The organism is Pantoea sp. Tr-811 (assembly GCF_011752535.1).
Lineage (GTDB): Bacteria > Pseudomonadota > Gammaproteobacteria > Pseudomonadales > Pseudomonadaceae > Aquipseudomonas.
Window position 1 is genome coordinate 119,153 of sequence record NZ_VWXJ01000017.1, and the last position, 22,460, is coordinate 141,612.

Annotated in this window: 22 protein-coding genes; 14 read left to right on the forward strand and 8 right to left on the reverse strand. The window is 64.4% G+C overall.

Annotation, left to right across the window (positions count from 1 at the left end; genetic code table 11):
* The first annotated feature begins 33 nt into the window (after nt 1–33).
* The 4 genes from F3J44_RS22860 to F3J44_RS22875 all read left to right on the forward strand — a co-directional run bounded on the left by F3J44_RS22860 (nt 34) and on the right by F3J44_RS22875 (nt 5,338).
* Nucleotides 34–1,353 (forward strand): FAD-binding oxidoreductase, encoded by a 1,320-nt coding sequence (locus tag F3J44_RS22860; RefSeq protein WP_167276310.1) that lies wholly within the window; start codon nt 34–36, stop codon nt 1,351–1,353.
* Between the two features lie 183 nt (nt 1,354–1,536).
* The gene (locus F3J44_RS22865; RefSeq protein WP_167276312.1) at nt 1,537–2,865 is read left to right on the forward strand and encodes an MFS transporter; all 1,329 of its coding nucleotides are present in this window, start codon (nt 1,537–1,539) and stop codon (nt 2,863–2,865) included.
* 75 nt (nt 2,866–2,940) lie between these two features.
* The gene (locus F3J44_RS22870; protein ID WP_167276314.1) at nt 2,941–3,834 is read left to right on the forward strand and encodes a dihydrodipicolinate synthase family protein; all 894 of its coding nucleotides are present in this window, start codon (nt 2,941–2,943) and stop codon (nt 3,832–3,834) included.
* A gap of 13 nt (nt 3,835–3,847) precedes the next feature.
* On the forward strand, nt 3,848–5,338 hold the full coding sequence (locus tag F3J44_RS22875) for an aldehyde dehydrogenase (RefSeq protein ID WP_167059480.1): 1,491 nt from the start codon (nt 3,848–3,850) through the stop codon (nt 5,336–5,338).
* Between the two features lie 165 nt (nt 5,339–5,503).
* Here F3J44_RS22875 and F3J44_RS22880 read toward each other — a convergent pair whose 3' ends face one another.
* Entirely contained in the window at nt 5,504–5,974 is a 471-nt protein-coding gene (locus tag F3J44_RS22880; RefSeq protein WP_167059483.1) for an RNA methyltransferase, read from the reverse strand.
* A gap of 74 nt (nt 5,975–6,048) precedes the next feature.
* Nucleotides 6,049–6,420, reverse strand: coding sequence for a YajD family HNH nuclease (locus F3J44_RS22885; RefSeq protein WP_016391897.1), 372 nt, complete (start codon nt 6,418–6,420; stop codon nt 6,049–6,051).
* 132 nt (nt 6,421–6,552) lie between these two features.
* On the opposite strand from F3J44_RS22885, the gene F3J44_RS22890 reads away from it, so the two are divergent.
* Nucleotides 6,553–6,831 carry a hypothetical protein gene (locus tag F3J44_RS22890; protein ID WP_167276317.1) on the forward strand — a complete coding sequence of 93 codons (279 nt, stop codon included), beginning with the start codon at nt 6,553–6,555 and terminating at the stop codon, nt 6,829–6,831.
* A 108-nt stretch (nt 6,832–6,939) separates the two neighbouring features.
* Here the strand turns inward: F3J44_RS22890 and F3J44_RS22895 are convergent, their stop codons facing one another.
* Nucleotides 6,940–8,982, reverse strand: a complete 2,043-nt coding sequence (locus F3J44_RS22895) for a S9 family peptidase (RefSeq protein WP_167276320.1) — start codon at nt 8,980–8,982, stop codon at nt 6,940–6,942.
* 192 nt (nt 8,983–9,174) lie between these two features.
* On the opposite strand from F3J44_RS22895, the gene F3J44_RS22900 reads away from it, so the two are divergent.
* Genes F3J44_RS22900 through F3J44_RS22925 form a run of 6 tightly spaced genes read left to right on the forward strand, consistent with a single transcriptional unit; the run spans nt 9,175 to nt 13,404 of the window.
* Nucleotides 9,175–9,675: an MFS transporter gene (locus F3J44_RS22900; RefSeq protein ID WP_167059492.1), complete on the forward strand. Its 501-nt coding sequence runs from the start codon at nt 9,175–9,177 to the stop codon at nt 9,673–9,675.
* A gap of 13 nt (nt 9,676–9,688) precedes the next feature.
* Complete coding sequence (locus F3J44_RS22905; protein ID WP_167059495.1) at nt 9,689–10,462, forward strand: class II glutamine amidotransferase; 774 nt, start codon at nt 9,689–9,691, stop codon at nt 10,460–10,462.
* Between the two features lie 9 nt (nt 10,463–10,471).
* Nucleotides 10,472–10,993 carry a DUF2937 family protein gene (locus F3J44_RS22910; protein WP_167059498.1) on the forward strand — a complete coding sequence of 174 codons (522 nt, stop codon included), beginning with the start codon at nt 10,472–10,474 and terminating at the stop codon, nt 10,991–10,993.
* A gap of 40 nt (nt 10,994–11,033) precedes the next feature.
* Complete coding sequence (locus F3J44_RS22915) at nt 11,034–11,807, forward strand: 5-oxoprolinase subunit PxpA (RefSeq protein WP_205300071.1); 774 nt, start codon at nt 11,034–11,036, stop codon at nt 11,805–11,807.
* Nucleotides 11,804–12,490, forward strand: a complete 687-nt coding sequence (gene pxpB / locus F3J44_RS22920) for a 5-oxoprolinase subunit PxpB (protein WP_167276322.1) — start codon at nt 11,804–11,806, stop codon at nt 12,488–12,490. The genes F3J44_RS22915 and pxpB overlap by 4 nt, the downstream gene beginning before the upstream one ends.
* Nucleotides 12,487–13,404 carry a biotin-dependent carboxyltransferase family protein gene (locus F3J44_RS22925; RefSeq protein WP_167276325.1) on the forward strand — a complete coding sequence of 306 codons (918 nt, stop codon included), beginning with the start codon at nt 12,487–12,489 and terminating at the stop codon, nt 13,402–13,404. The genes pxpB and F3J44_RS22925 overlap by 4 nt, the downstream gene beginning before the upstream one ends.
* 64 nt (nt 13,405–13,468) lie before the next feature.
* Here F3J44_RS22925 and F3J44_RS22930 read toward each other — a convergent pair whose 3' ends face one another.
* The 3 genes from F3J44_RS22930 to F3J44_RS22940 form a co-directional block, all read right to left on the reverse strand.
* Nucleotides 13,469–14,647 (reverse strand): VWA domain-containing protein, encoded by a 1,179-nt coding sequence (locus tag F3J44_RS22930; protein ID WP_167276327.1) that lies wholly within the window; start codon nt 14,645–14,647, stop codon nt 13,469–13,471.
* Between the two features lie 13 nt (nt 14,648–14,660).
* Nucleotides 14,661–15,506, reverse strand: coding sequence for a MoxR family ATPase (locus tag F3J44_RS22935; RefSeq protein WP_003254658.1), 846 nt, complete (start codon nt 15,504–15,506; stop codon nt 14,661–14,663).
* Between the two features lie 213 nt (nt 15,507–15,719).
* On the reverse strand, nt 15,720–16,793 hold the full coding sequence (locus F3J44_RS22940) for a DUF748 domain-containing protein (RefSeq protein WP_167276330.1): 1,074 nt from the start codon (nt 16,791–16,793) through the stop codon (nt 15,720–15,722).
* Between the two features lie 135 nt (nt 16,794–16,928).
* On the opposite strand from F3J44_RS22940, the gene cysK reads away from it, so the two are divergent.
* On the forward strand, nt 16,929–17,903 hold the full coding sequence (gene cysK / locus F3J44_RS22945; protein WP_167059516.1) for a cysteine synthase A: 975 nt from the start codon (nt 16,929–16,931) through the stop codon (nt 17,901–17,903).
* Between the two features lie 171 nt (nt 17,904–18,074).
* The gene (locus F3J44_RS22950) at nt 18,075–19,010 is read left to right on the forward strand and encodes an aspartyl/asparaginyl beta-hydroxylase domain-containing protein (protein WP_167059520.1); all 936 of its coding nucleotides are present in this window, start codon (nt 18,075–18,077) and stop codon (nt 19,008–19,010) included.
* Nucleotides 19,011–19,082: 72 nt separating this feature from the next.
* On the opposite strand, the gene F3J44_RS22955 is transcribed toward F3J44_RS22950, so the two are convergent.
* Both F3J44_RS22955 and azu read right to left on the reverse strand, forming a co-directional pair.
* Nucleotides 19,083–20,735 (reverse strand): cyclic peptide export ABC transporter, encoded by a 1,653-nt coding sequence (locus F3J44_RS22955; protein WP_167276333.1) that lies wholly within the window; start codon nt 20,733–20,735, stop codon nt 19,083–19,085.
* Between the two features lie 45 nt (nt 20,736–20,780).
* On the reverse strand, nt 20,781–21,233 hold the full coding sequence (gene azu, locus F3J44_RS22960) for an azurin (RefSeq protein WP_167276335.1): 453 nt from the start codon (nt 21,231–21,233) through the stop codon (nt 20,781–20,783).
* Nucleotides 21,234–21,415: 182 nt separating this feature from the next.
* Here azu and F3J44_RS22965 point away from each other — a divergent pair, with 182 nt between their 5' ends.
* Nucleotides 21,416–22,399: a TauD/TfdA family dioxygenase gene (locus tag F3J44_RS22965; protein WP_167276338.1), complete on the forward strand. Its 984-nt coding sequence runs from the start codon at nt 21,416–21,418 to the stop codon at nt 22,397–22,399.
* Nucleotides 22,400–22,460 lie beyond the last annotated feature (61 nt).

The following is a 22,460-nucleotide window of genomic DNA, read 5'->3' on the forward strand; positions in this document are numbered from 1 at the left end:
GCCACCGACAACAACACGCACCAGGTTAGTGACATGACAAGAATAAGTTCGTTACCTGCTGATGATGCCACCTGTGGCTGGTATCACCTGAGCAAACCCCGCACGCCAAGGCCGGCCCACCGTGGCCATAGCCAGGCACGCTGGGTTGTGGTTGGCGCCGGTTTCACCGGCCTTGCCGCCGCGCGCCAGCTGGCAACGAACTTCCCCGATGACGAGATCGTGCTGATCGAGGCCCAGGAGGTCGGTTTCGGCACCTCCGGGCGCAACGCCGGGTTCGCCATCGACTTGCCCCACGACATCGGTGCCGAGGACTACATTGGCGATATCGGCATCGCCAAGACGGTGCTCAAGCTCAACCTAGGCGGCCAGTCGTACCTCAAGGAACTGATCGAGCGCTTCGACATCGAGTGCCAGTTCCGCCATTGCGGCAAGTACCAGGCCGCCATCGAAGACCGCGGCATCGCCGTGCTCGACGCCTACCGCCGCGGCCTGGACAAGCTTGGCCAGCCCTACGAGGTGATCGAAGGGCGCGACCTGCCCGAGCACATCGGCACGCACTTCTACCGCAAGGGCCTGTTCACCCCAGGCACCGCGCTGCTGCAACCCTCGGCGCTGGTCAAGGGCCTGGCCGACAGCCTGCCGAGCAACGTCTCGCTTTACGAGCACACGCCCATCACCGACGTCGAATATGGCGACAAGGTCGTGCTGCGTCACGCCAATGGCTCGATCACCGCCGACAAGCTGGTGCTGACCACCAACGCCTTCGGCATGAGCTTTGGCTTCCTCAAGGGCCGCATGCTGCCGGTGTTCACCTACGGCAGCATCACCCGCCCGCTGACCGAGGACGAACAGGCGCGCTTGGGCGGCAAGCCCTACTGGGGCGTGATTCCCGCCGACCCGTTTGGCACTACCATGCGCCGCACCGTCGACAACCGCCTGCTGATTCGCAACAGCTTCAGCTACAACCCCGACGGGCGCAGCAACCGCAAGTACCTGGAACGCTTCGTCGAGCGCCACCGCGACTCGTTCGCCCGGCGCTTCCCGATGTTGCCCGGGGTGGACTTCGAATACACCTGGGGCGGTGCACTGGCCCTGTCGCGCAACCACATGGGCTTCTTCGGCAAGTTGGCCCCCAATGTATTCGGTGCGCTGTGCTGTAACGGCCTGGGCGTGACCCGCGGCACGGTGACCGGCAAGTTGCTGGCCGACTGGCTGGCCGGCGACAAGAACGAATTGATCGAGTTTCTGCTCAATGCCCCCGGGCCTTGTGCGAACCCGCCGCAGCCCTTGGTTTCCCTGGGCTTGAACGCCAACTTGATGTGGGGGCAGTTCCGCGCTGGCAAGGAAAGCTAACCGTTACTTGAAGTAGCCAATTGACTGTTTGACGCAGGCTTTAGTTAGCCGGCACGGGCGCCCTTTGCCCGAATTTGATGATCGAGATGCGCCGTCCGATCACCCGGGGCTGAATGGAATTTTCAGTGTCGCGGACGCGCTCGCCTTGAATATGTGCATGCAGAAGAAGTGGTAGGAACAACAATGACAAGTCCGAATATTTCGATTGAAGATGTACCGATCAGCAACTTCCACCAGTTGTTGACCCTGCGCTCCGGCGGCGGCTCGTTCGTCGACGGCTATGTGTTGAGCATCATCGGCGTGGCCATGGTGCAGATGGCCGCAGGCCTGAACCTGACCAGCTTCTGGCAGGGCATGATCGCCGCCTCGGCGCTGATCGGCATCTTCTTCGGCGGCTTCTTCGGCGGTTGGCTGACCGACCGCTTCGGCCGCAAGCGCGTGTTCTTCGTTGGCCCGACCCTGTTCATCCTGGCCTCGGTCGCGCAATTCTGGGTGGAGTCGGCGCTCACCCTGTTCCTGCTGCGCTTTGCCATCGGCATTGCGGTGGGTATCGAGTACCCCGTGGCCACCTCGTTGCTGGTGGAGTTCCTGCCCAAGAAGAACCGTGGCCCACGCCTGGCCACCCTGACCGTGCTGTGGTTCGCCGGTGCCGCCACCGCCTACATGGTGGGTGAGGCGATCCTGCGCCACGGTGGCGATGATGCCTGGCGCCTGGTGCTGGCCAGCGCCGCAGTGATCGGCGCGCTGCTGTTCGCCATCCGCCTGGGCACCCCGGAGTCGCCGCGCTGGCTGATCAGCAAAGGCCGCTCGGCCGAGGCCGAGCAGGTGATCAAGCGTGTCTACGGCAATGGCTTCAGCCTGAAGAACCTGCCTGAGGAGCCCAAGACCCGCAAGCTGTCGTTCCTCAGCCTGCTGCACTCGGGCTACGGCAAGCGCATGCTGTTCGTCACCATGTTCTGGACCTGCTCGGTGATCCCGGTGTTCGCCGTCTACGCTTTCGCTCCAAAGGTGCTGGGTGCGCTGAATCTGAAAGGGGACTGGGCGTCGATCGGCTCGGTGGCGATCACCTGCCTGTTCGTGGTCGGCTGCATCATCGGCACCCGCCTGCTCAACACCATTGGCCGGCGCACCACGCTGCTGCACAGCTTCTTCTGGTCGGGGCTGGCCTTGCTTGGCCTTGGCGCTTTCAGCAACGGCAACGAGATGCTCATCCTCGTGCTGTTCGGCGCCTACGCCCTGTTCATCGGCGGTGCCCAGGTGCTGCAGCTGGTGTACCCCAATGAACTGTTCCCCACCGAAATCCGTGCCGGCGCCGTGGGCGTGGGCACCTCGATGTCGCGGGTCGGTGCCGCCGTCGGTACCTGGCTGGTGCCCATCGCCCTGGACAGCTATGGCATCGGCGCCACCATGTATGCCGCCGCTGCCGTGACCTTCGTCGGCCTGGCTTTCTCGGTTGCGCTGGCGCCGGAAACCCGTTCGCTGAACCTGCAACAGGCCGCTTCGCTGGGCTGAACCGAATGACAACCTGCCACGGCGTGAATCCGCCGTGGCCTTTACAACACTGATCAACGCGCAGGAGTTCCTACCGTGAAATTCGAAGGCATCTACACCCCGGCAATCACCCCGCTGGCTGCGGACGGCTCGATCGACAAGGCGGCGTTCGCCGACGTGCTCGAATACCTGGTCGAGTCGAAGATCCATGGCGTGATCATCGGCGGCTCCACCGGCGAGTACTACGCCCACACCACCCAGGAGCGCATCGAGCTGGCCGCCCAGGCCAAGGACGTGCTCAACGGCCGCCTGCCGCTGATCGTCGGCACCGGTGGCATCCGCACCGAAGACGCCGTGGCCTTTGCCCAGCACGCCAAGGAAATCAAGGCAGACGCGCTGCTGGTGGGCACCCCGCCGTACGCCCTGCCGACCCAGCAGGAAATCGCCCTGCACGTCAAAGCCGTCGACGCCGCTGCCGGCCTGCCGATCATGCTCTACAACTACCCAGGCCGCATGAGCGTGAGCATGGGCGAGGAGTTCTTCGACGCCGTGGCCGACGTGAAGAACATCGTCGCCATCAAGGAAAGCTCCGGTGACATGGCCCAGCTGCACCGCCTGGCCATCCAGCGCCCGAACATCCATCTGTCGTGCGGCTGGGACGACCAGGCCCTGGAATTCTTCGCCTGGGGCGCCAAGAGCTGGGTCTGCGCCGGCTCCAACTTCATCCCGCGCGAGCACGTGGCCCTGTACGAGGCCTGCGTGATCGAGAAGAACTTCGACAAGGGCCGCAAGATCATGGCCGCCATGATGCCGCTGATGGACTTCCTCGAAGGTGGCAAGTTCGTCCAGTCGATCAAGAACGGCGTTGCCCTGAACGGCCTGAAAACCGGCGGCGTGCGCAAGCCACTGTACGACCTGGATGACGCCGAGAAGGCAGAACTCAAGCGCGTGGTCACCGAGCTGAAGGCCACCATCGCCCAGATCAACTAAGGAGGCTGGAAAAATGGCTGAATTGCTGAGCAAGGAACAATACGCGGCTATCGCCGCCGAACTGCAGCTGCGCACCCAGGCGTTCATCGACGGTGAATTCCGCGATGCCATCTCTGGCCGCACCTTCGTCACCACCAACCCGGCCACCGGCCAGCAGCTGGCTGAAATCGCCGCCTGCGACGTCAATGACGTGAACGTCGCCGTGGCTGCCGCCACGCGCGTGTTCGAAGACGGCAGCTGGTCGAAGATGCAGCCCAACGACCGCAAGCACGTGCTGCTCAAGTTCGCCCAGCTGCTCGAAGACAACGCCCACGAACTGGCCGTGCTGGAAGCGCTGGACAGCGGCAAGCCGGTCAGCGAGTGCCAGAACGTCGACGTGCCGGAAACCATCCACACCATCCGCTGGCACGCCGAGCTGATCGACAAAATCTACGACGCCACCGCGCCAACCGGCAACGCTGCCGTGACCATGGTGGTGCGTGAAGCCATCGGCGTGGTCGGCCTGGTGCTGCCGTGGAACTTCCCGCTGCTGATGCTGGCCTGGAAGATCGCCCCGTCGCTGGCCGCCGGTTGCTCGATCGTGGTCAAGCCAGCCAAGGAAACCACCCTCAGCGCCCTGCGCGTGGCGGAGCTGGCCCACGAGGCGGGCATTCCAGCGGGTGTGTTCAACCTGGTGCCTGGCGGTGGCCGTGAAGTGGGCGAGGCCATCGGCCGCCACATGGACATCCCGATGGTGAGCTTCACCGGCTCCACCGACACCGGCCGCCTGTTCCTGAAATACGCCGCCGAGTCCAACCTCAAGCGCATCGTCCTGGAGCTGGGTGGCAAGAACCCGGCCGTGGTCATGAACGACTGCGAAGACCTCGACGAAGTGGCTCAGTTCGTCACCGCCGGTGCGTTCTGGAACATGGGTGAGAACTGCTCGGCGTCCTCGCGCCTGATCGTCCACAAGGACGTGAAAGACGAGCTGCTGGGCCTGATCGCCAAACACCTGAAGGACTGGAAGCTGGGCGACCCGCTGGACCCGGATAACCGCCTGGGCGCCATGGTCAGCAAGTCGCACTTCGAGAAGGTCAAGTCGTACCTGGAATACGCCGCCGAGCAGAAGCTCACGGTGGTTCAGGGTGGCGAAACCGAGGACGGTGTGTTCATCCAGCCGACCATCGTCGACAACGTGGGCCGTGACAACAAGCTGTTCGTCGAGGAAATCTTCGGGCCGGTGCTGAGCGTGACCAGCTTCGAAACCATCGACGAGGCCATTGAGCTGGCCAACGACACCGTCTACGGCCTGGCCGCTTCGGCCTACACCGGCAGCCTGCGCAATGCGCTGCGCCTGTCGCGTGAAATCCGCGCGGGCGTGGTGACGGTCAACTGCTTCGGCGAGGGTGATGTCACCACGCCGTTCGGTGGCTACAAGGAGTCTGGCTTTGGTGGGCGCGACAAGTCCATCTGGGCCCATGACCAGTACACGGAGCTGAAGACCATCTGGATCAACGCTTCGTGACCTGAGCAAGACCGGTGCTGTTCTGACGGAGCTCAGCACCAGCCGGCCGCCTTGCGTCAGCAGGGCCCATCGCGACCTTTGGTCGCTCCTACAGGGGCATTGCGTTCCCGTCGTAGGAGCGACCGCAGGTCGCGATTGGCCCTGCCAACGCAAAGGCGGCCTTTTCTATTTGAACTTGGGCCCCGAGCGGGTATTCAACCCCTTGGCCATGCGGTCATACAGCACCACATTCACCGTCGCCGCCAGGTTCATGCAGCCTTGGGTGGGAATGTAGATCGTCTCTTCGCACCACCCGCGCACCTCTTCGCTCAGCGAGCCATCCTCAGGCCCGAAGATGTAGATCGCCCGGTCTGGGTGGGTGTATTCCGGCAAAGGCCGGGCGCCGTCCACCAACTCCACCGCCACCGGCGTGCAGCCCAGGGGAATGATGCGTTGCAGGTCGTCGATGCCGATCAGCGGAATGTCGTAGTGCACCCGCTTGGTGTCGGTGACGAAGTCGCGTGCGCGCTCGTAGCGCTTGCCGGTGTAGAACACCGAGTTGACGCCGTAGCAACCCGCTGCGCGCATCACCGAACCGACGTTCTCCGCAGACTTGGGGTTGAACAGGCCGATGCAGCTGTACCGTTTGTTTGCCACGTGCCGGGGCCCTTCGTGAAAAAAAGAGCGCGATTATACGGGCTTGCCGGCAGCAGCGGGGGGTGTGCTGACCGTCAGTCTTTCTTGAGCATGCCGGCCAGGGCGGCGAACGGGTTGTGGGTTGCCTTGGCGATGCTTGGGGTGCTGAGCGAGCCTTCGCTGAAATACTGCTGGTCGGTGTAGCGCGAGTGCTCGTTGTCGTGGCAGTACAGGCACAGCAGTTCCCAGTTGGAGCCGTCCTGGGGGTTGTTGTCGTGGTTGTGGTCGCGGTGGTGCACGGTCAGCTCGCTCAGGCGCTTGCCGGAAAACTCGCGGGCGCAGCGGCCGCACACGTGCGGGTACATTTTCAGGGCTTTGTCGCGGTAGCCCATCTCCTTGTCGCGCTTGGCGTCGGCGAGGATGCGGTCGAGGCGGGCGGTGGCGGCGGAGGTGGAAGCCGAACTCATGGTATTTCCTTTGTTCTGATCAGGCAGATGACGGTTATGCCATTGAGTCTAGCGCGCTTGCGTGGCAGGCGGACAGGCGAAAACTCGAATATCGGCGTAGCCTGTAGGAAGGTTCCCGACAGGAGGTTGCTGATGTTTTCTGCGATCCTCGCCACGCTGCTGTTGGCTGCCGTGCCCCTGGCCGAGGCGGCCGGCACGCCGCCCAGGTTGAGCACGCCGGTGCCCGGTGCACCCGGCACGGCAACGCCTACGCCTTACCCGCAGATCACCCCCAGCGCGCCCCCTAGGGCCGACGATGGCCAGCCCGGTGCGCCGCTGTTGCCGCCGATGCCGCTGCCAGGGCCGCCAAAGGATCAGGAACTACCGGGCCTGCGCCCGGAGGTGCCGAAACCGCCGGTGCAGGATGATTAGCGGCATCACAATTTCAGCGCCTGTAGGAGCAGGCTTGCCTGCGATGCGCCGCGCGGGCGGCGCTCGGTCTCACAGGCACTGAATGCCTGGCGGCGGACGCCCCAGCCCTCACTCCACCCCCAACTCCCCAAACACGAACGCATACTCCAACGCCACATCCCGCAGCCCCTGGTAGCGCCCGCTCATGCCGCCATGCCCGGCGCCCATTTCGGTCTTGAGCAGCAGCAAGTTGTCGTCGGTCTTGTGCGTGCGCAGGCGCGCCACCCACTTGGCCGCTTCCCAGTACTGCACGCGGCTGTCGTTGTAGCCAGCCACCACCAGCATGGCCGGGTAGGCCTGGGCACTGACGTTCTCGTAGGGTGCATAGGCCTTGATCCGGGCATACACCTCGGGCTCCTCGGGGTTGCCCCATTCGTCGTATTCGGTGACGGTCAGCGGCAGCTCGGGGTCGAGCATGGTGTTGAGTACATCGACGAACGGCACTTCGGCAATGGCGCAGCGGAACAACGCCGGGCGCAGGTTGAGCACGGCGCCCATCAGCAGGCCGCCGGCGCTGCCGCCGCTGATGGCCAGGCGCTCGGCAGCCGTCACGCCCTCGGCGATCAGGTGCTCGGCACAGGCGATGAAGTCGCTGAAGCTATTGTGCTTGTGCTCCTGCTTGCCCGCCCGATACCAGGCTTCGCCCAGTTCGCCACCGCCACGCACATGGGCAATGGCGAAGGCCACGCCACGTTGCAGCAGGCTCAGGCGAGCATGGGAGAACCACGGGTCGAGGCTTTCGCCGTAGGCGCCATAGCCGTACAGGTACAGTGGCACGGTCTTGTCCAGGTCCTGGCGGCGGCGCACCAGGCTGATCGGCACCTGGGTGCCATCCGCCGCGGTGGCCCACAGGCGCTGGCTGACGTAGTCGTCGGCGTCGAACTCGCCCAACACCGGGGTTTGCTTGAGCACCTGCTGGGCGCCGCTGGCCAGCTCCAGCTGGCGCACCTGGGCCGGGCGGTTGAGCGCTTCGTAGCGCAGGCGCACACGGGTGCTGGCGAACTCCAGGCTGTCTTGCACATACAGGCTGTAGGCGGCGTCTGGCAATTCCACACGGTAGGGCGCCAGGCCCTGGGGGTGGACTTCGATGATCGGCAGGCCACCTTCGCGCAGGCTCAAGGTCAGGGCGCCGGCATTCAGGCTCAGGCCTTCGAGCATCACTTCATCGCGGTGCGCTACCAGCTCCTGCCACGCCTCGCGGCCCGGTACGGGGGCTGCCGGGGCGTGATACAGGGCGAAGTTGATGCCGGCCTGGTTGCTGCGGATGAACCAGCGCCACTGGCCGTCGAGCTGGCCGTGGTCGGGGAAGTATTCGTGGCCTTCGACCCGCGGGGCCAGGCAGGTGAATGCGGCCTGCGGGGTCTGGGCATCGAGCACCCAGGCCTCGCTGGTGGTCTTGCTGTTGAGCAGCAGCACCAACTGGCGTTCGGAGCTGGTGCGGTAGCAGTGCAGGAAGAAACGGCCGTCGGCCTCCTCGAACACGGTGCTTGCCCCGGCGTCGCCCAGGGTATGGCGGCGCAGGCGCCAGGGGCGGTGGGTGTCGTCCAGCTCGGCGAAGAACAGCGTCTGGCTGTCGTTGGCCCAGGTCAGGCTGCCGTCGCAGTCGTCGAAGGGCAGGGTGGTCACACTGCCGTTGGCCAGGTCCTTGACGTACAGGGTGTAGATTTCGTCGCCGCTGGTGTCCAGGCTGTAGGCCAGCAGGCGGTGGTCGGGGCTGACGCTGAACGCGCCCAGCGACAGGAAGCCGCCGCCGGCCAGGGCGTTGGGGTCGAGCAGCAGCTGTTCCTGGCTTTGATCGACGGTGTTGGAGTCGTCGGCTGGGCGCGGGCAGCGGTAATGGCGCGGGTATTCGTCACCGGCGGTGGTGCGGGTGTAGTACAGGTAGGGGCCCCAGGGCGAGGGCAGCGACAGGTCGGTTTCCAGGATGCGGCCCTTGATTTCCTCGAACAGCTGTTCGCGCAGGGGCTCTTGGTCGGCCAGGCAGGCCTGCTGGTAGGCGTTTTCCGCCTGCAGGTAATCGAGCACTTCGGGGGTGTCGCGCTGTTGCAGCCAGGCGTAGGGGTCGGCAGCCTGGTCCTGGCGGGCGATGGGGGGTTGGGGCTTGATTGGCATTGGGGATCCTTGAATGGGGTTGCCTGTGCTGGCCTCTTCGCGGGGCAAGCCCGCTCCTACAAACGAATCACCGGCAATGACGCCTGTGTAGGAGCGGGCTTGCCCCGCGAAGAGGCCGGCACAGGCAAACGCTGTCTGCGCCCGGAAAAGTGTTTATCATAGGCATCTCTTTGCCTGGCTTGCACGAACCCCATGATCCAGAACGACTATACCTTCGCCTGGGCGCTCTACGCCGTCGCCGCCCTGGGTTGCCTGCTGGTGGCTTTCAAGCTCACTGGCTGGATGTGGCGCTGGCTGCGTGAACCGCTGCGGGTGATCGTGGCGGTGCTGCTGCTGACCCCGACCGTGGTCGACCCGGTCAAGGACAGCTTCGCCCCGGCCATCGCCATCACCGCCCTGGACCTGGCCTTCAAGGTGGGTGGCAATGCCTGGCGAGCGGTGTCGGACATCGCCATGTACGGCATGATCGCCTTCGCCCTGTACATCGTCTTCGTGCTGATTCGCTGGCCGCTGGAAAACCGCGCCCGCGCCCGCCGCGAGCAGGCCGAGGCGGCCGCCCAGCGCCGCGCCGCCGAGGACAACGCGATGGTCAGCGATACCTCGCTGGCCGCCGAGCGCCAGGACCGTTACCGCAACGACCCGCCACCCGCCCCGCCTGCCGGTGGCCGTGGCCGGGTCGAGCCTCGTCTGTAAGCGGAGCCCGACCATGTGCGAATTGCTGGGCATGAGTGCCAACGTCCCTACCGACATCGTCTTCAGCTTCACCGGCCTGATGCAGCGTGGCGGGCGTACTGGCCCGCACCGTGACGGCTGGGGCATCGGCTTCTACGAAGGGCGCGGCCTGCGCCTGTTCCAGGACCCGGCCGCGAGCAGCGAGTCGGAGGTGGCCAACCTGGTGCAGCGCTACCCGATCAAGAGTGAAGTGGTGATCGGCCATATCCGCCAGGCCAACGTTGGCCGCGTGTGCCTGTCCAACACCCACCCGTTCGTGCGCGAAATGTGGGGCCGCAACTGGTGCTTCGCGCACAACGGCCAGTTGGGCGACTTCAAGGGCCAGGCCACGTTCTACCGCCCGGTGGGCGACACCGACAGCGAAGCGGCATTCTGCGACCTGCTCAACCGTGTGCGTGCGGCCTTCCCCGAGCCGGTTGCCGTGGAACAGCTGCTGCCGGTGCTGGTCGAAGCCTGTGCCGAATTCCGTGGCAAGGGCGTGTTCAACTGCCTGCTCAGCGACGGCGACTGGCTGTTCTGTTTCTGCTCCACCAAGCTGGTGCACATTACCCGGCGTGCGCCGTTTGGTGCGGCCCGTTTGAAAGATGTCGACCTGATCGTCGATTTTCACACCGAAACGACCCCCAACGACGTGGTCACGGTGATTGCCACCGAGGCCCTGACCGAGAACGAGACCTGGCAGCGCTACGAACCGGGGCAATGGGCCCTGTGGCGGCACGGCGAATGCGTAGCGCATGGGCAAAGCTAAGGACGCTGCATGTTCAGAAGTTACCTGCGGTTGCTGCTGTTCACCTTCGGCCTGCTGGCCGGTATCCAGGTGCCTGGGCTGGTCAAGGACTACAGCCAGCGGGTCGAGGCGCACCTGTTCGAGTCGCGCCAGGCGCTCGATGGCTTCAAGCAAACTGCCGAGCGGTTCTTCAAGGGGGACTTGCAAGCGCTGGTGCGCCATTACCGCACCAGTGACGACCCGGTGTTCCTCAGCGACGCCAACAGCATCGAGAGCCTGCTGGTGCGCAACCAGTTGCTGGAGGATGAATGGCAGGCGCTGCAAGGCCCGTGGGCCAGCCGCACCTGGCATGTGCTGGTGCAGGCAGACCCCCAGCTGCGCGACGAAACCCTCGATGGCTACAGCTACCAGATCCTGCTCAAGCCAGAAGCCATTGGCTGGGGCGTGGGTGCCGGGTTCCTGCTGGCCTTGCTGGTCGAAAGCCTGTTGCTGGGGATTGGCTGGGTGATCCTGGGCGGGCGGCGCCGGGCGGTGAAAGAGAGCTGGCGCTGAGGGCGCATCGCGAGCTTTGCTCGCCCCTACCGGGGTGTGCGTGAACAACGGAGGCGACGTGGTGGAACGCTTGCTACTCAATTGCGACATGGGCGAGAGTTTCGGCAGCTGGCGCATGGGCCTGGATGCCGAGGTAATGCCCTTCATCGACTGCGCCAACATCGCCTGTGGCTACCACGCCGGCGACCCCGGCACCATGCGCCGCACCGTGGCCCTGGCGCTGGACCACGGCGTGACCATCGGCGCGCACCCGGCCTACCCGGACCTGGTCGGCTTCGGCCGGCGCTCCATGGCCTGCAGCGGCGAAGAAATCCGCGACCTGCTGCACTACCAGCTCGGCGCCCTGGACGGCATCTGCAAGGTGCTCGGTGGCCGCGTGGCCTATGTGAAGCCCCACGGCGCGCTGTACAACGACATGATGGCCAACCCGCAGACGCTGCGCAGCGTGCTCGAAGCCGTGGCGGCCTACGGCAGCAACCTGCCGCTGATGCTCATGGCCACGGCGGACAATCGCGCCGCCCAGGCCCTGGGCGATGAAATCGGCGTGCCACTGTGGTTCGAGGCCTTCGCCGACCGTGCCTACACCGCCAGTGGCCACTTGCTGTCCCGGCGCCTGCCGGGCGCAGTGCACCACGACCCGGCGCGAGTGGTCGAGCAGGCTGTGCGCCTGGCCCGGGGCGAGCCGTTGGTGGCCGACGATGGCAGCGCGTTGACCCTGGCAGCCAGCACCCTCTGCGTGCACGGCGACAACGACGGTTCGGTCGCCGCCGTGCGGCAAATACGCCAGGCCCTGGATGCGCTGGAGGCGCGATGAAGCTGCGTATCGAAGTGGCGGCCATCGACTGCCTGATGGTGCGCCTGTTCGACCATATCGATGAAGCCAACATGCTGTGGATGCTCGCGGCCAGCCAGCGGCTGAATGAGGCGTTCGGGGCGCACCTGCTGGACCTGGTGCCGTCCTACACCACCTTGATGGTGCAATTCGACCTGCCGCCCGGGGCGGCGAGGGCGTTGATCGTGCAGGCACTCGACGGCTTGCAGCCGGACACCGGCAAGGGCGGCCGGCGTCATGAAATCCCGGTCTGGTACGACGCCAGTGTCGGCCCGGAACTGCCCGTGCTGGCCGCGCGCAGTGGCCTCGGCGAGGCCGAGGTGATCCGCCTGCACAGCGAGCGCGAATACCCGGTGTTCGCCCTTGGCTTCGCCCCCGGCTTCGGCTTCATGGGGTTGGTGGATGAACGCCTGGCCAGCCCGCGCCTGAGCACGCCGCGCAAGCGCGTGGCGGCGGGCAGCGTGGGTATCGCCGAACGCCAGACCGCGGCTTATCCCGCCGTGTCGCCGGGTGGCTGGAACCTGATCGGGCGCACCCCCGTGCGCCTGTTCGACCGTGAACGGGAGGGCTATAGCCTGTTGCAGCCGGGTGACCGGGTGCGTTTCGTGGCGGTGTCGCGTGATGAGTTCCTGGCCCTTGGCGGCGATGTGGAGGCGCAAGGATGAAGCAATTGAATATCGAGGCCAGCACCGCTCTGTGCCAGTTGCAGGATGCCGGGCGCTTTGGCGTGCGCCACCTGGGCGTGACCCAGGGCGGGGCGCTGGACTGGGTGGCGATGCAGTGGGCCAACTGGCTGCTGGGCAACCCGTTGGGTGCACCGGTAGTGGAGGTGGCGCTGGGTGGCTTTGCGTGGGTGGCGGAGCAGGATTGCGTGCTGGCGCTGGCCGGGGCCGACCTGGATGCACGGGTGGACGATCAGCCACTGCTGCCATGGCGCAGCTTCAGCTTGGCAAAAGGGCAGCGGTTGATCCTGAAACAGCCAAAGCACGGAGTGCGGGCCTATCTGGCGGCCCCGGGCGGGTTCCTGGGCGACGATGTGCTGGGCAGCTGTGCCACGGTCGTGCGCGAGGAGCTGGGCGGTATCGATGGGCGCGGTTCAGCGTTAGTGACGGGGCAGGTGCTGTGCTTCGTCGGTGAGTCGCCGGCCTTGCGCGAAGTACCGGCGGCGCTTTGCCCGCGCTATGTGGCCAAGCCTGTGCTCGACCTGGTGATGGGCGCGCAGATTGGTAATTTCAGTGGCACCAGCCTGTTTGAAGCGTTCAACCGTGACTGGACCCTGGACAGCCGCGCCGACCGCATGGGCATTCGCTTGCTGGGGCCGCAGCTGATCTACCAGGGCGCGCCGATGATTTCCGAGGGGATTGCGCTGGGCGCGTTGCAGGTGCCGCCGGATGGGCAGCCGATCGTGCTGCTCAATGACCGGCAGACCATTGGCGGGTATCCGCGGTTGGGGGCGTTGACGCCGTTGGCGTTGGCGCAGCTGGCGCAGTGCATGCCGGGGGCGCAGGTGCAGTTCAGGGCGGTAGTGCAGGATCAGGCGTGGCGGGAGCAGCAGGCATACCTGGACCGTTGGTTGTAAGGCTGCCGGCCCTTTCGCTTTGTAGGAGCGGGCTTGCCCCGCGAAAGGGCCGGTACAGGCTATATCACTTGGACAGGTAACGCATCCCTTCCTCCAACCCCTGCAAGGTCAGCGGATACATCTTGTCCTCGATCAAATCCCGCACCAAGTGCGTCGATGCGGTGTAATCCCAGGCTTGCCTGGGGTACGGGTTGATCCAGATGATCTTCTTGAACTTCGCCATGAAGCGCTGGATCCACACATACCCGGCCTCTTCGTTCCAGTGCTCGACGCTGCCCCCGGGCTGGGTGATCTCGTAGGGCGCCATGGCCGCATCGCCCACGAACACCACCTTGTAGTCGTCACCGTACTTGTGCAGCAGGTCGAAGGTGGCGAAGCGCTCCGAGGTGCGGCGCAGGTTGTTCTTCCACACCGACTCGTACACGCAATTGTGGAAGTAGTAGTACTCCAGGTGCTTGAACTCGGTCTTGCAGGCCGAGAACAACTCCTCGCACACCTTGACGTGGGCGTCCATCGAGCCGCCGATGTCGAACAGCAACAGCAGCTTCACCGTGTTGCGCCGCTCGGGGCGCATCTGGATGTTCAGCAGCCCGGCATCACGCGCGGTGTGGTCGATGGTGCCGTCGATGTCCAGTTCCTCGGCGGCGCCTTCGCGGGCGAACTTGCGCAGCCGGCGCAGGGCCAGCTTGATGTTGCGCGTGCCCAGTTCCACCTGGTCGTCGAGGTTCTTGTACTCGCGCTGGTCCCACACCTTCACCGCCTTGCCCTGGCGCTTGCCAGCCTCGCCAACGCGGATGCCCTCGGGGTTGAAGCCGCCCGAGCCAAACGGGCTGGTGCCGCCGGTGCCGATCCACTTGTTGCCGCCGGCGTGGCGTTCCTTCTGCTCTTCAAGGCGCTGCTTGAACGCCTCGATCAGCTTGTCCAGGCCCCCCAGGGACTGGATCTGCGCACGTTCCTCGTCGGTGAGCGAGCGCTCGAACTCCTTGCGCAGCCAGTCTTCGGGGATCAGCGCCTCGATGTGCTGGTCGAGGTTTTCCAGGCCCTTGAAGTAAGCGGCGAAGGCGCGGTCGAACTTGTCGAAATGGCGCTCGTCCTTCACCAGGATGGCACGGGCGAGGTAATAGAACTCGTCCATGTCAGCGAACACCACGTGCTTTTGCAGTGCCTGGTGCAGGTCGAGCAATTCGCGCACCGACACCGGCACCTTGCCCGCGCGCATTTCATTGAACAGGTTGAGCAGCATGGCCCGGCTCCTGTCAGCGGTTGCCGCGCCGGCTCATGAAGGCCAGGCGCTCCAGCAATTGCACGTCCTGCTCGTTCTTCACCAGGGCGCCGGCCAGTGGCGGAATGGCCTTGGTCGGGTCGCGCTCGCGCAGCACCGCTTCACCGATGTTGTCGGCCATCAGCAACTTGAGCCAGTCGACCAGCTCGGAGGTGGAGGGCTTTTTCTTCAGGCCCGGCACCTTGCGCACATCGAAGAACACGTCCAGCGCCTCGCTGACCAGCGACTGGCTGATGTTCGGGTAGTGCACATCGACGATCTGCTGCAGGGTGGTGCGGTCGGGGAAGGCGATGTAGTGGAAGAAGCAGCGGCGCAGGAAGGCGTCGGGCAGCTCTTTTTCGTTGTTGGAGGTGATGATGATGATTGGGCGCTGCTTGGCCTTGATGGTTTCGTCGATTTCGTAGACGTAGAACTCCATCTTGTCGAGTTCCTGCAGCAGGTCGTTGGGGAACTCGATGTCGGCCTTGTCGATCTCGTCGATCAACAGAATCACCCGCTCATCGGCCTCGAAGGCTTCCCACAGCTTGCCTTTTTTCAGGTAGTTGCGCACATCGTGGACCTTGTCCACGCCCAGTTGCGAGTCGCGTAGGCGGCTCACCGCGTCGTACTCGTACAGGCCCTGGTGGGCCTTGGTGGTGGACTTGATGTGCCAGGTGATCAAACGCGCGCCGAACGAGGCGGCGAGCTGTTCGGCGAGCATGGTCTTGCCGGTGCCGGGTTCGCCCTTGACCAGCAGCGGGCGTTCGAGGGTGATGGCCGCGTTGACCGCCAGTTTCAGGTCGTCTGTGGCGACGTAGTCGCGGGTGCCTTCGAACTTCATGGGTCTGTCCTCTGTGGTGGGCCTGTGCCGGCCCTTTCGCGGGGCAAGCCCGCTCCTACAGGAATCGCGGAAATCTGTAGGAGCGGGCTTGCCCCGCGAAAGGGCCGGAACAGACAACACAATAGTTGTGATTTGCCACCGACTATAACGCGGCCCCAGGCAGCTGAAAACGCAGACCGGGTATTCATTCTCTGAATGCCCCGTCACGCCGAATCAGTCGGATTTAGGCGCAGGCTGCTCATACCGTGCATTGAACGCTTGAATGAACCCATTGCGCAGAATCTGCAAGAACGCCTCGAACGCGCTGATGTTCTGCTGGTGCACGCTGCCGCTGAGGTCCACCCGAGTGGCGAACTGGTTTTTTGGCTGGTTTTTCAGCACCGTTTCCCCGGCGCCGACGATGGCCTCCCAGATCGAGCGCAAGATGTTCTTGTTCTTGTTCTCCACATCCTGCTGCCAGTCGAACACATCGACATCGCGCAACAGCGGCTTGATGTAGCCATGCAGCCGGCCTTCCTCGGCCTGGGCCTCGATTACCAGGTCGCCGTGCCCGGCATTGATGTCGAACTTGCCATAGGCGCTGGAAAAATCGTTGAGCCGGCGCAATTCGATGCCAGTGGCGCGCAGGCGAAACTCGAAGTCGTCGAAATCGCTGAACGGGTCGAAGGTGGCGCGGCTTTCGGCCTTGGCGTCGCCCAGCAGCAGCGCCGTGGCTTCGAAGCTCGCATCGCGCCGGCCCTTCTGGTCGCGCACGTTGGTCAGGTTGCGAATGCTGGCCTGCAACTGCGTGGCCTTGAGGTTCACCGGTGGGTTGGAATTGAAGTTGCGAAAGCTCAACGTGCCGTTGTCGATACGTACCTCGTTGAGGGTAATGGGCAGCAGTTTTTCCAGTTGCTGGCGCCAGTTGGTGCCGCGGCCGGTCTGCGAGGCCTGCTGGTTGCCGCCGTCGACGAAATTCAGCTCGGGGCGCACGAAGGTTACCTGGGCCACCACGGCCTGGTCGTAGATCAGCGAATGCCAGCTCACCGACAGGTCGATCAGCGGCGCATCGAGCAGCGGCACGGGCACCTTGCCGGTGGTTTTGACGATTTTCAGGCCATTGATCTGGTAGGCGCCGCGCCACCAGGCCAGGTCCACGTCGGCGATCTGGCCGCGGTATTCACCCATGCTGGCGAGCTTGCCGTTCAGGTAGTCGCGCACCAGGTAAGGCAGGGCCAGTTGCAGGGCCACCAGCAAGATGACGAGGCTGCCCAGGGTGATGAGGGGCCAGCGGTAGCGCGCTTTCATGCACAGGCTCTCCGGGGCGGGTCGTAACGGTTGACCGCGGCCGGCCCGGCTGAGTTCGAACGGGCTTTACGCACTTGCGGGGCGGGCTTACCCTTGAAACCTTCCCCTGCTTTTTTTCATGTCAAGGACCCTGCCATGAGCCGTATCTACGCAGACAACGCCCATTCCATCGGCAACACGCCGCTGGTACAGATCAACCGCATCGCCCCGCGTGGGGTGACCATTCTGGCCAAGATCGAAGGGCGCAACCCAGGCTACTCGGTGAAATGCCGGATTGGCGCGAACATGGTCTGGGACGCCGAAAGCAACGGCCGGCTCAAGCCGGGCATGACCATCGTCGAGCCAACCTCGGGCAACACCGGCATTGGCCTGGCCTTCGTCGCCGCTGCCCGCGGCTACAAGCTGGTGCTGACCATGCCAGCGTCCATGAGCCTGGAGCGGCGCAAGGTGCTCAAGGCCCTTGGCGCCGAACTGGTGCTGACCGAGCCTGCCAAGGGCATGAAGGGCGCGATCGACAAGGCCAATGAAATCGTCGCCTCCGACCCGGCCCAGTATTTCCTCCCTGGCCAGTTCGAAAACCCGGCCAACCCGGCAATCCATGAAAAGACCACCGGCCCGGAAATCTGGAACGACACCGACGGTGCGGTGGACGTGCTGGTGGCGGGCGTGGGCACCGGTGGCACCATCACCGGCGTGTCGCGCTACATCAAGCACACCCAGGGCAAGTCGATCCTCTCGGTGGCGGTGGAGCCTGTGTCGTCGCCGCTGATCAGCCAGACCCTGGCAGGCGAAGAGCTCAAGCCCAGCCCACACAAGATCCAGGGCATCGGTGCCGGCTTCGTGCCGAAGAACCTCGACCTGTCGATCGTCGACCAGGTCGAAACCGTGACCGACGAAGAGGCCAAGGCCATGGCCATTCGCCTGATGCAGGAGGAAGGCATCCTCTGCGGTATTTCCTGCGGTGCGGCCATGGCCGCTGCGGTACGCCTGGCCGAAAAACCGGAGATGCAGGGTAAGACCATCGTCGTAATCCTCCCCGATTCGGGCGAGCGCTACCTGTCCAGCATGTTGTTCAGCGACCTGTTCAGCGAGCAGGAAAACCAGCAGTAACCGCCTTGCCACTGATCCGGCGCAAGGTTGGCTGGCCGGGTTTATTGCAAAATCTTCATGAGTGAGATCCGGCCCCGGTTGTTTTTACCGGGGCGGGATGGGTTTATGATGGCCGGATGATTTTTCTGGGAGCAGGCGGCGCTGGCCTGCTTTCTTTGCAAGGAGTGTTGCATGACCTTTTCCTTTCTCGCCAAGGCGGGTGTCCTGCTGGTGTTCATCGGCAGCGTGCTGTACGTGCACCTGCGCGGTAAGGCGCGCTTGCCGGTTTTGCGCCAATTCGTCAACCATTCGGCGCTGTTCGCTCCTTATAACAGCCTGATGTACCTGTTTTCCGGCGTGCCGTCCAAGCCGTACCTGGACCGCCAGCGCTTCCCTGAGCTGGACGTGCTCAAGGACAACTGGCAGGTAATCCGCGAGGAGGCCATGCGCCTGTTCGACGAGGGGTACATCCGCGCTGCGGAAAAGGACAACGACGCAGGCTTCGGCTCGTTCTTCAAGAAAGGCTGGAAACGCTTTTACCTGAAGTGGTACGACAAGCCGCTGCCGTCTGCCGAAGCCCTGTGCCCGAAAACCGTCGAGCTGGTCAGCAGCATCCCCAACGTCAAGGGCGCGATGTTCGCGTTGCTGCCCGGTGGCAGCCACCTGAACCCACACCGTGACCCGTTCGCCGGCTCCCTGCGCTACCACCTGGGCCTGTCGACGCCGAACTCCGATGCTTGCCGCATCTACGTCGATGGTGAGGAATACGCCTGGCGTGACGGTGAGGACGTGATGTTCGACGAAACCTACGTGCACTGGGTGAAGAACGAAACCGACGTTACCCGGGTGATCCTGTTCTGCGACATCGAGCGCCCGCTGAGCAGCCCGCTGATGACCCGCATCAACCGCAAGGTCAGTGCCTTCCTCGGCCGCGCCACGGCGCCGCAGAACACCGATGACGAGCGTGTAGGCGGTATCAACCAGGCCTATGCCTGGAGCAAGCGCTTCAGCAACAAGCTCAGCACCCGCATGAAGCAGTTCAAGCGCGCCAACCCCAAGGCCTATCGCATCCTGCGGCCGGTGCTGGCGGTGGTGGTGGCCTACCTGCTGTACCGCTGGCTGTTCTGATGCTGCCGGCATGAAAAAAGGGGGCGATCGCTGCAGCGATCGCCCCCTTTTTCATTGGCCTGGGCAAACGCCTCAGGCAGGCTCCAGCGCCTCGACGATCTTGCCGCGGCTCAAGTGCACCACCTTGTCGGCGGTGTCGAAGTAGCGGTCATCATGGGAGATCACGATGATGGTCTTGCCCAGGCGTTTCAGGTCCGGCAGCAGTTCGGTGTAGAACACCCGACGGAAGGTCGGGTCCTGGTCCGCCGCCCACTCGTCGAACACCAGTACCGGGCGCTGGTCGAGCCAGGCATTGACCAGCGCCAGGCGCTTGCGCTGCCCAGTGGACAGGTCGGTGGTGGTGAAGGCGCCGTCGCGTACGCTGACCTTGTGGGCGATTTCCAGGCGTTCGAGGTAGCGCGTGGCATCGCTGGGCAAGCCGTGCTCGTGTTCGGGCAGGTCGTCGAACAGGTAGTAGTCGGCGAACACCGTGGTGAACAGCTGGCGATAATCGTCCAGCCCCTCAGGGCCGACGGCCACGCCATTGAGGCGTACTTCACCGCGCTGCGGGGTGTACAGGCCCAGCAGCAGCTTGATCAGTGACGTCTTGCCGCAGCCGTTTTCGCCGACGATGAACAGGATTTCGCCCGGTTCGATGCTCAGGTTCACCGGCCCCACGCGGAACGGTTCGTTGCCGTCTACCGGAGGGTAGGCGTACTCCACACCGTGCAGCTCCAGGTGCGCGGTGCTCGGTGCTGCGCGCTTGACCGGCGGCTCCAGCAGCAGGTGCGGCTCTGGCGAGGAGAAGCGCTCGGACAGGTCGGCGATACGCCGGAAGGCAATCTGGGCGCGGCCGAGAATCGGCAGGTTGCCAATCAGGGTTTCCAGCGGCCCCTTCATGTACAGCAGCACCAGCACGAAGCCGCTCATCACCGCCGGGTCGTTGCTCGGCCACAGCGATTGCAGTGCCAGGGTCAGACCGATGACCACGAAGAACAGCATCGAACCCAGGCTCTTGGCCATGACGAAGATATTGATCGCGCGGATGTGCGTATTGGCGATGAAGTCCGCGGTGCCCTGGATGTTGCGGGTGAGCATCGCATAACGGCGGCGGCGGTCGATGCGCAGCTCTTTCGCCCCTTCGGCGACGGCGGAGTAATGCTTCTGCAGGCTGTCTTCGGCATCGCGTGCGGCATTGAAGCCGGCCACGCCTTTTTGCCGGGCCACGTACTGCACCGCGCTACCGATGCCGATCGCTGCCAGGGTTATCAGGAAAATCGGCCACGACAGCCAGGCCAGGTAGCCCAGGCAGCCGACCACGGTGGTCAGCGAAATCGCCAGCGGGGCGAAGGCGAAGGCGAAGTCGCTGATGGTGTCGACATCGCGGGTCAGCACCGGGATCAGGCGGTGCGTGCGGTAACGCTCGATCTGTTCGATCGGCGCCGACAACACCTTGGCGCCGAGGTCCTTGCGCAGCCGCGCGATGACTTTCTGGCCCACATAGTTGGTGCCGGTGTCGGCCGCCACGCTGCTCACCAGCGCCAGCAGGCACAGCCCTGCGAATGCCAGCACCAGGCCACGGCCCATGCCGTCTGAGTTGTGCAGGCCTTGGTTGACGGTGGCCAGCAGGGCAGTTACGGCCAGGCCGCCGACAACACCCAGCAACACCGAGACGATGACGATTGGGCGGTAGGGCTTGAGCAGGCCGAGCAGCTCGCGGATGGCCCCGGGGGAGGAGGTTTTCATGACGCTTGATCTCGCTGAATAGGGGGGAGGACGGCGCTTTGGGGGTCAGCTCCCGAGGCTCAGGGTGCCCTTCATCACGGTGCTGTGGAACGGGAACGAGCAGTAGTAGCTGTAGGGCGTGCCGGCCTTGAGGGTGCGCGGGTCGAAGCTGATGCTGTCCTGTTCGCCGCCGCCGATCAGGCGGGTGTGGGCGATCACGCGGGTGTCCTTGGGCTGTACATAGTCCTGGGCCTCACCGGCCTTCGCGCCGTCATCGAGAACCCCTTGCATGTCGGCCTGGGTGCTCAGCACCCAGTTATGGCCCATGATGTTCTTGGGCATGTCGCCGGGGTGGGTGAGCTTCACGGTGAACGAGGTGCAGGCCTTGGGCACGACGATTTCAGCTTTGTCGAAGGTCATCTGGTCGGTGCCGTGGATTTCCACGGTGCAGTTGTCGGCCGACCAGGCGATGGCTGGGGCAGCGGCGAGCAGGGCAAGTAGCAGAAGCTGGCGAGTCATGTACGGTTCCTGGGCGATAAAAGGGTGCACATCGTTCAGACGAATCGCCAGGGCTGCGCTTTAGCCATGCCTGTTGCTGCGGTGAATTTTCAGCGACCCCGCTCGTTCCTCTAGCAACGCGCCACGCCGGCGCATATTCCTGAATTCGCCGCCAATGCGGCCCTGGCTTGAGGTGACGATCCGTGAGTGAACTGCTGAGTTTTGCCATCGAACCCCTGGACGCCGCGCGCGGCAACCTGCCACTGCTGGTACGTGCCCCAGAGCCGGGCATCGACCTGCTGGAGGCTTTCGCCGAGTTGCAGCCCCTGGTCGACCGCCACCTGGTACAGGCCGGTGGCATTCTGTTCAGGGGCTTTGACGTGGGAGGCCCCGAGGCCTTCCGCCAGTTCGCCGCTGCCTTCGGCCACCCACTGCTCAACTATGAGTTCGGTTCCACGCCACGCAGCAACGTGACCAAGGGTGTGTACACCTCTACCGAGTACCCAGCGCACCAGAGCATTCCGCTGCACAACGAGCAGGCCTATACCCTGGAATGGCCGATGAAAATCTGGTTCTACAGCGTGATTCCCGCCGAAACCGGCGGTGAGACGCCGATTGCCGACAGCCGCGAGGTATATCGGCGGGTGCCGGCGCGTATTCGCGAGCGCCTGGTGGAAAAGGGGCTGATGTACGTGCGCAACTATGGCAATGGCCTGGATGTGGAGTGGTCGCAAGTGTTCAACACCGAAGACCCGCGCCAGGTCGAGGCCTATTGCCGGGCGCATGCCATCGAGTGCATCTGGAAGGACGATGGCGAGTTGCGCACTCGCCAGCGCTGCCAGGTGGTGGCGCAGCATCCGCGCACGGGGGATTCGGTGTGGTTCAACCAGGCGCACCTGTTCCATGTGTCGAACCTGCAGCCGGAGGTGCGCGAGTCGTTGATGGACATCGTCGAGGAAGAGGACTTGCCGCGTAACGTCTACTACGGTGACGGTTCGGCTATCGAGGACTCGCTGCTCGATGAAGTGCGCGGCGTGCTGGATGAGTGCACCATCAGTTTCCCCTGGCTGGAAAACGACGTGCTGATGCTCGACAACATGCTCGCGGCCCACGCCCGCTCGCCGTTTACCGGCAAGCGCAAGGTGGTGGTGGCCATGGCCGAGGGGCACAGCGAACTAGTGCGCTGACCGGGTCTGCCCTCGCGCAGGAAACCTTGCCCGCAAGCGCGCCGCCATCCCTTGTAGGAGC